This is a genomic window from Mucilaginibacter jinjuensis (assembly GCF_028596025.1).
GTDB lineage: Bacteria > Bacteroidota > Bacteroidia > Sphingobacteriales > Sphingobacteriaceae > Mucilaginibacter > Mucilaginibacter jinjuensis.
The window spans coordinates 1,349,074-1,361,236 of sequence record NZ_CP117167.1 but is presented as its reverse complement, the minus strand read 5'-3'; the positions used below and the strand labels follow the sequence as shown (position 1 = coordinate 1,361,236).

The window sequence follows — 12,163 nt, the reverse complement described above, 5'->3', positions numbered from 1 at the left end:
CCCTATCGCCCCGACCTTTGATCTAACAAAAAGAATACAAATGAAAACACAAAATCAGAATTCAACATTAACAGGTAAAAAGGTAATTATATTGGGTGGCAGTACAGGTATTGGCCTGGCCACAGCACAGGCAGCAGCTGGCGAAGGTGCAAATGTGATTATTGTATCAAGCAGCCAGCAACGTATTAATGATGCATTAAAAACCCTGCCTCAAGGCAGCGAGGGTTACGCCATTGACCTGAGCCACGAGCAAAACATTAAAGATTTCTTCGACAAAACAGGCCAGTTCGATCACCTGATTTATACCGCAGGCGAAAATTTAACGCTCACTAATTTAAACGATTTACAGATTGATGATGCCCGTAAGTTTTGGGGATTACGTTATTGGGGGGCATTAGCCGCTGTAAAATATGCTTCACCATATATTAACGCAGGTGGCTCTATTAACCTAACAGGTGGTATCGCGGGCGCACGTCCGGGTGCAGGCTGGGGCGTTGCAGCCAGTATTTGCGGCGCAATGGAAGGCTTTACCCGCGCTATGGCGGTTGAACTGGCCCCCATTCGTGTAAACCAGGTTGCCCCTGGCGTTACCAGAACCAACCTATGGAACAGCATGAGCGAAACAGACCGCGAGCAGCTTTACACCAATGTAGGTAATGCCCTGCCCGTAAAACGCATTGGCGAGGCCGAAGATATTGCCCAAACTTTCATCTACATGATGAAACAACACTTCGCAACCGGGCAGGTTATTACCGTTGATGGCGGCGCGGTGCTAATTTAAGAGGCAAGAAATAAGAACCAAGAGACAAGATTCTTACAACACGTCATTGCGAGGAGGTACGACGAAGCAATCCCCGATTTGCAGAGTCGCTCTGTATAGTTCGCGATTGCTTTGTACCTCGCAATGACGTTCGGGGTGGCTTCTGACTTGTCTCTTGTTTCTTGCCTCTTGCCTCTATAAACTAAAACTTCAACTCCTCTCCTCCCGCATCTTCTTCAGCTTTTTGTTCAACCAGTTCTATTTTGGCTTCGGTGTCAATAAATAACCTGCGTTTTTCGGTAAAATTGGGCGGCACACCTGCAAGCGCAATACCGGCAACAGCCAGTGTCATATAGATAAGTAACCCACAAAGGCGGATTACTCTTTTAAGATTTTTCATGATCAGAATTTGAAAAATAAATGAGGTAGCTGACACGCGAAAGGCACCAGCACAATTAATAAAGAATCGCTTTGCGATTAAAATAAAATGGGGATTATCCTAAACGGATGGCAGGCTCGTCGCTGTTACTTTGCGGAATAGTTTTGGCCTGGTAAAAGAAGTTAAAATGCCAGCCGCTTGCAGGAGTAAAAGCGCAGCAGTTCTTTGCCTTACATTGCTGGGTATGCAGGGCACTTAAATCAATATCAAACAACAGCAAAAGCCAGTCTGATACCTTCCTAACCTCTACCTGGGCTACGGCTCTTTTGTAAGTGATACATTTTTTAATAGCCTTTGGCTTGCTTGCAGCTTTGGTGGTTTGCTGTGCAAAAAGCTGCGCCTGCCCTGGAATAGCCAAACCCGAAACACTCAATAACGTAAGCAGCAAAACGGCCAAGTACAGCCATTTCGAACTTGCTTTTTGAGTACTATTTTTTCGGACGCGGTTCATTTAAAACAAAAGTACATTTTTTATGAATACAAGCCCCCCGTGAAAACACTGGAAATTAATAGATTAAAACTCATTTCATAAACAGAGGATGCCATGCTGAGCCCAGTCGAAGCATGGTGCAAAGGGCCTGCGCTTGTCCTTCGACGTAGCTCAGGATGACATCCCGCAAAGATTTATCATGACTTTATTCTACATGTTCAAATATATCTTTTGAGAAAAATTTTTCTTGAACGAGTTCTTATTGAAAAAAATAATAACATTTTTTTCAATAATATCAACCACAAAAACTACTGAAAATAAATAAGTTAACTACGATACCAATAAAAAAATAAAGCCTCCGTAGGTCAACCGGAAGCATTATTTCGTTACAAGCAAATACTATTCGATATAGTTTACCGTTTTGGATTATAAGTAAGCACTCTTTGCTTACCTATTGTGATAAGGTTTAGGTTGAAAGCCCCCAGCAGCGAGTGCAAGGGGCTTTCTTTTTTATCCCTAATTATCTAATTATTGCTAACTTGTTGGAAACGGAGCCCCCCTATCCCAACACCATCGAAAGTACAGTATCCGAAAAATGCTGGCAATACTTGGAAACAGGTATTTTAATTGTCAAAAATACCTTATATTACTAATAGCTTATTTATATACGAATGCCTATACCAGGAATTGCAAAATACTCACCAGAAATACAAGCCCGCATCCAATCCATCCATGATATATCGCCCTACATTCCCGGTGTAATTGTAATACATGATATTGATTTTAATGTGGTATACCTGTCGCCCAATGGTTTGCAGGACATAGGCATTACTCTGGAGGCATTGCAGCAGCTCGGTTCAAAATACATTGATATTTATTATCCTCCAGAAGACATTGAAGAGTATCTACCCCGGTTGAAAGAACTAATAGAGCGTAATGACCCTGACGAAAAATTCTCATACTTTCAACAAGTGCACTATATAGAGAAAGGCGGCAACTGGGTTTGGAACATGGTTGATTTCAGGATCTTTGCCTGGGACGAAGCAGGTAAACCCATACTCACCATTGTAATTGGTACCCGCATTGACCAGGTACCCGATCTAATTATCCAGGCCGAAAAGATAAGGCAGGACAATAACTTTATCCGCGAAAAATATCAGGAATTTAGCAAACTGGGTAAACGTGAAAAAGAGGTGCTTAAACATGTGGCCCTGGGCTATAATACCAGCGAAATTGCCGGCATGCTGCACATTTCATACACCACTGCAGAAACCCACCGGCGCAACATCCGTAAGAAATTAAGTGTAGATACCAGCATGGAACTGGTACAATATGCTCGTGCATTTGGGTTGATGTAATTGATACATCTGCAATAAAACGTTATTTTGCGTTTTGTTAGATTATGAAGTACACGAAAGTAACCAAGGCATTTGCGGAATTGACCCCAACAGAGCTTTACGACATACTGCGCTTACGGAGCGAAATATTTGTGGTTGAACAAAACTGCGTGTTTTTAGACGCAGATAACAAAGACCAAAAATGCTACCACACCATGTTGTACACCGGCGACGAACTGGTGGCCTATGCGCGCCTGGTACCTGCAGGTTTATCATACAATGAAATTTCGATCGGTCGTATTGTTACCGGTGATTCTGTACGCGGAAAAGGCATGGGTAAAGTTTTAGTGCAGGCAGCTATTGATGATTGCGACTTATTTTTCGGCCCGCAACCTATCCGTATTGGGGCGCAGGCTTACGCCATTAAATTTTACGAGATCTTCGGCTTTAAAACCGATGGCGAGCATTATGACGAAGACGGGATTGACCATGTGGAAATGATCAGGGATTAAACTATTTCAACATAAAAGAAGCCCTTCGAATTGGTTTTCGAAAGGCTTCTTTATTTAATATCGATCTCCTCAAATAAAAGCTTTGTCATTTCGAACCCTTGAAGCGTAGGGATGTGTTAGGCAAGGGTGAGAAATCTTATACGATATATAGCTTTAAGCAGGAAGCAGAAGATTTCTCCTCGCGCCTGCGCACAATTTCCTTACCCGCTCGTTCGATTTCTATGATCTATGCAATTAATTTATGATAATTTTTTTCGTACGGCCTGTTTTGGTTTACGCAAGCGAAAATACGCAAGATGAGTTTGTTTCTGACCGCATTAATCACACTCATCTTATTCTTCTTTTCCTCTAATACCTTACGTTCATAAAACCGTTTTAGATCTGCGTTATATTGTATAGCAACGATGGCCGATAGGTGCAATAAAGTTTTCACCTTTTTATTTGCCATGTGCGATACCCTGGCTTTTTTGACAACCTTACCGGAATCCTCTTTGAATGGAGCTACACCACAGTAACACGCAAAGCTTTTAGGGTTATTAATGTCCTTGAATTCATTGGTCGTAATAATGGTCTGAAGCGCAGTCACTTTACCGATACCCACTACCGAGGTGACAAGACTGAATAAGCGACTAAGTTCTGTATCTCCCTGGATTATTTGCTCAATGGCTTTGTCTGCCCTTTTAATATCCTCATCGATCGCTTTTAATGAATGACTACAGATCTGCAGGCTTTGCCTTGCTATCTTACCGGAGTTAAACACGGCATGCTCGTTTAGCGGGACCTTGAGTTGTTTTTTGATCGTTATTAATCGCAAACGTGTGGCCGAAAGATGGGCCAGCTGTTGTACAACTTCGCGTTTTGGAACCCATAGGCTTAGCTTATTTCGTTTATCATAAGCGTAGCCAGCGATCCGTTTTGCATCTATCTTATCGTTCTTGCCCCGAATATTTCCTAATGAGTTCTTGATCTGGGTAGCTGCTTCCAGACAGATATGGGCTTTCTTTTTTTGTAGGCAAGCCAGCGAATGATTGTTGTAGATGCCGGTGTGCTCCATGCAAAACAAGGCCTTGTCCAGCTTGAAACCCGGAAGCTTATTCAACTCTTTGATAAAAGAGCCTATTGCCGATGGCTCATTAGCGATCTCTCTGTGAAGTAAGAATCGATCCCCTTGCTGAATTGCAAAATCCAGTTCATTTTTTGACACATCGATACCGATGAAAAACTCAAATTCCATAACTTTACACTGTTTATGTAAGTAAACAGTTAACATGTTTTAAACACCATCAATTCCTTACTAATGAGCCTCGTGAACTCTAATTTCTATTTGATGCCTTAGTTTAAAACAAGCGGTAAAGGAGTAAATCGAACGATAGGCCTCAATACCTGGAAATGACAATAATGCGCCTTTACCGCTGTTAACTTTATCCACAAAATTCGAGGTTATTAACAAAGAAAAAGAAGCAAAAAGAAACCTTTAACAATAATAACAACCTGTTTACTGTGTTGAAGCTAATCTAAAGGAAATGACAAACCTTTTATTTCTTATATAGAATCAGTTTTATTTTACCGGGTCCAACCCACCTCTTCTGATTGCTTTAACCGGCACAGGCCACTTAACGCCTTCGGCTTTAGTAGTTGTTGTTTTAGCCGGATCTTCGCTGGCTAAGTAAGCCATAATAGCGGCCAGCATGGCGTTATTTTTCAGATCGTCGAAGATCACCTTATCATAAGTATCGCGGTTAGTATGCCAGGTATATGAACCGTACGACCAGTTCAACGAACCCAGTGAAAAGCCCGGAGCGCCAGCAGCTACAAATGAAGCAAAGTCAGACCCGCCACCACCCGGCGTGCCTGGGAAGGTTGTTTTGATGCGATTTTTCAAGGTATCAGGAACAGAAGCCAACCAACGGCCCAGGTAATCTTTCGCGTCAGCAAAACCTTGTCCAGATAGGTTAACCACACGACCTGTACCGTTATCCTGGTTAAACAAAGCTTGCAGATTCTTTACAATTTCGGGGTGATCTTCCACAAAAGCGCGAGAACCGTTCAGGCCTTCTTCCTCACTACCCCAATGGCCAACCAGTATGGTACGTTTAGGGTGTGGGTAGAATTTCTTTAACAAGCGCATCGCCTCCATCATGGTCAAAGTACCTGTACCATTATCAGTTGCACCAGTACCACCATCCCACGAGTCGAAGTGAGCAGAAAGCATTACATACTCATCAGGTTTTTCGGTTCCCTTAATTTCGGCAATGGTGTTAAACGTTGGCACCACGCCTAATTCTTTCGATTCTGTATGGATGCTCAGTTTCGGGATCATGCCACCTTCTGTCAAACGAAAAAGCAGGGTGTAATCTTCCAGCCCAATATCAACCGTAGGTATAGTTTTGGTATAAGCGCTAAAGATTTTATCAACCCCAAACCCTGCAGACCAGGTATTAGTTAAAATACCAGCCGCACCTGCTTTCTCTAAAGCAAGTGGTAATGTTTTGGTGTTATACCCTGTTTTGGTGATGCGTTTTTTCCAGGCATCAGTCATGGCAGTACGCTCAGCCTTCATCTTGTCGAATGATTCCTTCAAGGCAAATTCCTGCCAGTTATAATCGGGCCTGCCGGTTGGCTGGTTCATGGAAATCATTACCAGTTTACCTTTTACACTCGGCATCCAGGCGGCATAAGCAGCAGAATCGGCCAGATCGGGTAAAATAATCACTTCGGCAGTAACCGTCTTTTTACCCATACCCGGGCTCCAGGCCAGCTGCGTACCCTCCAGCGATTTTACGCGAGGGTAAATCATATCAATGTGCGAAATGCCGCGTTCCCAGCCACGCCACTCGCCCCATTTTTCGTTATGTGCTTGTATATCCCAGCTTTTATATTTGTCTACAGCCCAGTCGTTCGCCTGTTTCATTTGCGGCGTGCCTACCAGGCGCGGCCCAATTTCATCAAACAGTTCGTGCGCCAGTTTGTGCACCTGCGAGTTATCGGTTTCTTCTTTTACAATGGCATCAATAACGCTTTTGTCAGGCGTTTGGGCAAAGCCTAAACTACTGCAAAGCATTAGTCCTAATACAACGGGCATGGTTTTGCGCCAGTTATTAAGATTTAAAGGGTGATGAGAAATTTTCATGAACCTAATTTAGAAAATCAGGCCGAGAAGTATCTTACAGGGAATGTATCATTTTAGTTTCCAAACGCAACCAATCGGGCATCAGGCGCGGAAAGCTATTGGAGTAAAGTTGGTTTGCTTTTTAAAGTATTTAGAGAAATGCGCCAGATCATCATAACCCAAAGCATAGGCAATTTCACTCACGCTCCAATGGGTTTGTTTGAGCAGGATCTTAGCTTCCTGGATCACCCTGTTACTAATAATCTCGGTTGTGGTATGCCCGGTAGCTTCTTTTAAAACTTTGTTCAGGTGGTTTACATGCACAGCCAGGCGGTCGGCATAATCTTTGGCGGTACGCAGGGTTAGCTTTTGATGAGGAGATTCGAGTGGAAACTGCCTTTCCAGCAATTCGACAAACAGGGACGAAATCCTTTCAGAAGCATTCTGCGTAGCACTCATGGCCGACATAGGCTGCAACTTTTGCCCGTAATGAATAAGTTCCAGAACAAGGTTGCGCAGCAGATCATATTTATACTGATAATCGGCCCCAATCTCGCGGATCATTTTACGGAAGATGTACTCGACTTCCTTAACCTCTTCACCCGAAAGCTGGAACACGGGCAATTGTCCCGGCTGAAATATCGGTAGTTCATCCAACAGCACCCCACTTTTACCCTGGGTTAAAAAGTCGGGCGTAAAAATGCAGAACATACCGTACTGATTGCTATCCGCAGGCAACCAGTGGTAGGGTATTTTCGGCGTGGCAAACAGCAAGGCACTTTGTTTAATATCTATTACCTTATCGGCGTATTCGGCCTTGCTTTTGCCCTGCAACCAACTGATTTTGTAGTACGCCCGCCTGCTGTAAGGCATTATGCGCGAGCCCGTTTTTTTATCGAACAACTTCTCGGCTTCAAATACATTGAAATGGCCAATCTCACGCGCTACACCTTCGGGCAGCGGGGCGCTGTTCCGTTGGTAAAAGTCATCAAGTGTGGTTTGGCCGATCATTGGGTTTTGTATAATTCAAATATAGGTATTCGTTCTTGCTAATTCCCCTCTCGAGAGGGGGCGGGCTGGATGGCGCGATGGCAGGGGTGTGTTCTTCTTTATTAAAGGACACACCCCTTGCCCCTCTCAAGAGGGGAATCCTAACGCACAAGCCTATATTACACGATATATCTATCCAACTTTACATTCCCCTCTTGAGAGGGGGCGGGCTGGATGGCGCGATGGCAGGGGTGTGTTCTTCTTTATTAAAGGACACACCCCTTGCCCCTCTCAAGAGGGGAATCTAACACACAGGCCAATCCCTGTAAATTTTATTTACACAAACATACCACCCGATGCTTCAATCCTTTGTGCGTTAACCCAGCGGGCATCTTCGGTACACAGGAAAGCAGCTACGCCGCCAATATCTTCAGCAACACCTACACGGCCTAATGCGGTAATGCTGCTTATTGCTTTTTGAGTATCTTCGCTGTTACGTACATGGGCACCGTTAAAATCGGTAGCTATAGCACCCGGCGCAATCGTATTAGCCCTGATGCCGCGCGGTCCAAGCTCTTTGGCCAGGTAACGGGTAAACACTTCTATAGCGCCCTTCATGCAAGCATAGGGCGATGAACCAGGAAAACTTACGCGGGTTAATCCTGATGATATATTGATGATACCACCACCATCGTTCAGCACCGGGATCAATTTCTGAGTAAAGAAATAAACACCTTTAAAGTGCACGTTCAATAGTTCATCAAACAGTTCCTCGGTTACATCTTTAATCGGTGCAATTGCACCAACCCCTGCATTGTTGATTAAGAAATCGAAATGATCGGTATTGAATTTATTAGTCAGCACCTCTTTCAGTTGACCGATAAATGCATCAAAACTTTTCAGGTCGCCGGTATTGAGTTGCAGGGCTGCGGCTTTTTGTCCGGCCTGTTCAACCTGGGCAACAACGTTCTGAGCATCATCTGCTTTGCTATGATAGGTTAGTATCACATCAAGTCCCTTTTTGGCAAGGCGCAACGCCATATCTTTGCCCAAACCCCGGCTTCCGCCGGTTACTAATGCAATTTTACTTTTACTTTCCATCTTGTTTGTTTTTGTAATACAAAGGTGGCAAGATTAACCATCAGGCTGTTTGTAACAATCAATCGGTTATTTGTATAATTCAAATATATTTCGGATTTCGAATGTTCTATTTCGGATTTGCTTTATCATCTGATATAATATCGGATGTTCAATTTCGAAAATGTCTAAACTTGACATAAATCCGAAATCGAACATCCGAAATCCGAAATCAATCTATCGTGCTCTAATATCCACCACCTCATAACTATTTGCCCCATTAACTACTACCGGCTGATAATAGGTATTGTTATAAACCAGGTAACGGTTGCCGCTGATTGTAGCTTCGGCAGCACCATCGGGCAGGTTAACTACAACTGCGCCAACAGGAGGGCCAACTACACGATAGCCACCGCTATACCGCGTATAATATGCACCGCCATAATAGTAATAGCTTACTCCCGAAACCGGCACTACGGTATAACCATCGGGCAGTACGGTAATTGAAGCGCCAACAGGTGCGGGTATTACGCGGTAACTGCTGTTATAAGGTTCGTAGTACACACCATTAACGTAGTGGTAATGCTGGTTATTAACCGCAATAGCAATAGCCGTAGTTGCCAGTGCCGCTACAACAAAGCCAAGCGGATGCCATGACGGGCCCCAGTAATATGGACGGTAAGGATGATAATAATAGCTATGATATGGCCTGCGGTATACATACACAGGGCGCGCAGGCCTGAACACAGGCGGCCTTGCTACCGGCGGACGATATCCATAACCTGGCCTGTTGGTAATAGGCCTGTGATTAACCGGCGGCCTGTGGTTGTTTACAGGTGGGCGATGATTATTAGCAGGAGGCCTGTGGTTATTACCTGGCGGACGGTGGTTATTTATCGGAGGACGGTGGTTATTGCTTGGCGGCCTGTGGTTGTTAGATGGCGGACGATGATTATTACCCGGATGACTACCTCCTGGTGGCCTGTGATTATTTGATGGCGGACGTTGACCACCACCAGGATGCCCTCCTCCACCCGGAGGACGCTGACCGCCGCCCGGATGACCGCCACCGCCAGGCGGACGTTGACCACCGCCTGGATGCCCTCCTCCTCCTGGGGGACGACCGCCGTCACCTGAATGTTGACCTCCGCCAGGATGCCCACCACCTCCGTGCCTTTGTGCAAAGGCAGGTACAATGGGATCAAGAATCATAATAAATGTGGCCGACAACAATACCGTTGCCATCCATTTTGGAGAATGTTTTTTCATAGGTTTTGAAGGGGTATTGGATTGATGTACTATGCTATCACATAGAATAGCTATAGTGAAGATAAAGTTTTATTTCCGTCTAAAATATAAGTGATGAACTTTATAAATGCGCTTATCCAACCTATACTCCATTTTCTACCCCTTATTAGTATTAGAAGTGGCAGCCCTGTCATTGCATTCCCCTAAATTAGGGGAACACTAAGCCGGTGCAATTTGCAGCAACGTTAATAAGGGGTAAACTTAGACTAATCAAACATACAATATCCGATCCCAACAATAGTCGGGACGGGATGACGTACTACTTTTGGGCAGCCCAAAAAATTGCGTTTGTAAACAGCGTTGTATAATCTTTACTACTAAACAATACGGGCGAATGGCCCATAAAAATATATATGTTACGGGCTTTGTATTTGGTGTTGGTCCACACCACGGGGTGGTCACCCATTTTAATGTCTGAGTTAGGTTCGTAGGTCGATTCATCAACCGATGCCAGTACATGCACATTGGGGCGCGGGTCTTTATCGTAGGTGTACCATTCTTCCTGCTGCACGATGAATGATGGCGAAACACCTTTCATAACCGGGTGCTTTTTATCTTCAATATTTACTTTGGCTTTGGCAAAGGTGGCGATGTAGTTTTTAAACCTAATGCCACCCATAAACCCGTGAAACCATTGCCACATCGGGTAACCATCAAACTCACCCAATAAGGTAGCGTGATGGAAGCCTATCCAGCCGCCTTTACCTTCATTAATATAGTTTTCGAAAGCCGTTACAGCCTTTTCTTTCCAGGCGTAAGGCGGGTAATCGAGCTGGATGAACAGTTGGTAATTAGCCAGAAAAGCATCATCAATTTTATCGGTATTCTGGATATAATCAATGCTGAAATTGCGGGCCGCAGCTAGCGAATCGAGCCAATGCCTGGCAGCTTTAGAGTATTCTACATGGTGACCGCCGTTTTCATAGAGCGCTATCACTTTAAACCGTGGTGCTTTGGTCTGTGCAAATAAATTACCGATACCAAACAGTACTGTAAATAATAATAAGACAATGTTTTTCATAAGTGAGGGATGTAGCACTAATTAACGCGATTTTTTAAAATCCTTGTTAATCTCGTTCAACAAATATTCTTTTTTATCTTCTACATACTCCCAGAACATCACACCGGCCATATCGCTCTTCTTCACATAATCGCATTTCTTTTGCACCGACCATTCATCGTCCATACTGATAAATTGTTTGGTTTCTGCATTATACAGGTACGCTGCTTTAGCGCCATTATCGCGGTAATATTTAAATCCGTTTTGGTTTAAGAGACTGTCTTTAATAAAAGTATAGCCACTGCCTCTCATACGTTCTACCGTTTTTACGCCTAAGCCGTGGTTAGTACTATCTGTTGCCACCCGGTACGATCGACCGTAAAAAGCAATGCCCATTACCAGTTTGTTGCGCGGTACCCCGGCGGCCACAAAATCTTTTACAGCATCATTGGCATCGTCACGGGTATAATATTTTTTTGATGCATACAGGTTGGTATGGTGTACAGTGATCCCCAGGCTATCCTGCAGGTAATCGTAGGTCATCAAGTTTATATAGTTAAGGTAATTGGCTACCTTATCCATTTCTGTATGCTGTAGAAAGCGCTTGAAACCTCCAACCGCGGCAGTGAGCAAAAGCTTTTTACCTGTTTCTTTTTCCAATGTATCCAGTTGTTGGCGCAGGGCTTTAAACATCAGCGTGTAGTTCTGCTTATCTTCGGCACGGAATATATTGCCGGCTCCTTTGTTATCGGGGTACTCCCAGTCAATATCAATCCCATCCAGTTTATATTGCCTGATGATGCCGACCGCGCTCTTCGCAAAGGCTAACCTGGAAGTATCGCTAAGCGCCATGTCCGAAAAATTATTGCTCCACGCCCATCCACCGATAGAGATAAGCACTTTCAGATCGGGGTTTATCTTTTTCAGCTTAACCAGGTTTTGTAAATTGGTGGTATCTGTACGGCGGTGCCTTAAGTAGGCCCGGTTATCCTGCAGGTCTACAAAGGCGTAGTTGATATGCGTTAGTTTACGGGCATCAACCATGGTGGTATCATACAAACCTTTATAGCCTCCAACGTAGCCAATTACTACGTACTTATTTTTAGCAGATTGGGCTTTTGATGTAAACACTATTGCGGTAACAAACAAGGCAACAAGTAGCAGCGGCAAAATCTTTTTAAGCATCATTTTAATTGTGATA

The 12,163-nt window shown here is 44.1% G+C and carries 12 protein-coding genes; 3 read left to right on the top strand and 9 right to left on the bottom strand.

The window, feature by feature from the left end; all coding sequences use genetic code 11:
- The first annotated feature begins 40 nt into the window (after window positions 1–40).
- Window positions 41–781: an SDR family oxidoreductase gene (locus PQO05_RS06295; RefSeq protein ID WP_273631854.1), complete on the top strand. Its 741-nt coding sequence runs from the start codon at window positions 41–43 to the stop codon at window positions 779–781.
- Window positions 782–962: 181 nt separating this feature from the next.
- On the opposite strand, the gene PQO05_RS06290 is transcribed toward PQO05_RS06295, so the two are convergent.
- Both PQO05_RS06290 and PQO05_RS06285 read right to left on the bottom strand, forming a co-directional pair.
- The gene (locus tag PQO05_RS06290) at window positions 963–1,160 is read right to left on the bottom strand and encodes a hypothetical protein (protein WP_273631853.1); all 198 of its coding nucleotides are present in this window, start codon (window positions 1,158–1,160) and stop codon (window positions 963–965) included.
- Window positions 1,161–1,254: 94 nt separating this feature from the next.
- Window positions 1,255–1,650 carry a hypothetical protein gene (locus PQO05_RS06285; RefSeq protein WP_273631852.1) on the bottom strand — a complete coding sequence of 132 codons (396 nt, stop codon included), beginning with the start codon at window positions 1,648–1,650 and terminating at the stop codon, window positions 1,255–1,257.
- Between the two features lie 650 nt (window positions 1,651–2,300).
- Between PQO05_RS06285 and PQO05_RS06280 the strand changes: the two genes are divergently transcribed.
- A complete protein-coding gene (locus tag PQO05_RS06280) occupies window positions 2,301–2,987 on the top strand; it encodes a PAS and helix-turn-helix domain-containing protein (protein ID WP_273631851.1) in 687 nt (228 codons plus the stop codon).
- Window positions 2,988–3,031: 44 nt separating this feature from the next.
- Entirely contained in the window at window positions 3,032–3,478 is a 447-nt protein-coding gene (locus tag PQO05_RS06275; RefSeq protein ID WP_273631850.1) for a GNAT family N-acetyltransferase, read from the top strand.
- 226 nt (window positions 3,479–3,704) lie between these two features.
- On the opposite strand, the gene PQO05_RS06270 is transcribed toward PQO05_RS06275, so the two are convergent.
- From PQO05_RS06270 to PQO05_RS06240, 7 genes are all read right to left on the bottom strand, one after another.
- Complete coding sequence (locus tag PQO05_RS06270; RefSeq protein ID WP_273630628.1) at window positions 3,705–4,712, bottom strand: IS110 family RNA-guided transposase; 1,008 nt, start codon at window positions 4,710–4,712, stop codon at window positions 3,705–3,707.
- A gap of 324 nt (window positions 4,713–5,036) precedes the next feature.
- Window positions 5,037–6,608: a M20/M25/M40 family metallo-hydrolase gene (locus PQO05_RS06265; protein ID WP_273631849.1), complete on the bottom strand. Its 1,572-nt coding sequence runs from the start codon at window positions 6,606–6,608 to the stop codon at window positions 5,037–5,039.
- 81 nt (window positions 6,609–6,689) lie between these two features.
- Window positions 6,690–7,598, bottom strand: a complete 909-nt coding sequence (locus PQO05_RS06260) for a helix-turn-helix domain-containing protein (protein ID WP_273631848.1) — start codon at window positions 7,596–7,598, stop codon at window positions 6,690–6,692.
- A 315-nt stretch (window positions 7,599–7,913) separates the two neighbouring features.
- Window positions 7,914–8,678 carry an SDR family NAD(P)-dependent oxidoreductase gene (locus PQO05_RS06255; protein ID WP_273631847.1) on the bottom strand — a complete coding sequence of 255 codons (765 nt, stop codon included), beginning with the start codon at window positions 8,676–8,678 and terminating at the stop codon, window positions 7,914–7,916.
- 213 nt (window positions 8,679–8,891) lie between these two features.
- A complete protein-coding gene (locus tag PQO05_RS06250; protein WP_273631846.1) occupies window positions 8,892–9,923 on the bottom strand; it encodes a DUF6515 family protein in 1,032 nt (343 codons plus the stop codon).
- 298 nt (window positions 9,924–10,221) lie between these two features.
- Window positions 10,222–10,983, bottom strand: coding sequence for a ThuA domain-containing protein (locus PQO05_RS06245; protein WP_273631845.1), 762 nt, complete (start codon window positions 10,981–10,983; stop codon window positions 10,222–10,224).
- A gap of 21 nt (window positions 10,984–11,004) precedes the next feature.
- Window positions 11,005–12,150: a glycoside hydrolase family 18 protein gene (locus tag PQO05_RS06240; RefSeq protein ID WP_273631844.1), complete on the bottom strand. Its 1,146-nt coding sequence runs from the start codon at window positions 12,148–12,150 to the stop codon at window positions 11,005–11,007.
- Window positions 12,151–12,163 lie beyond the last annotated feature (13 nt).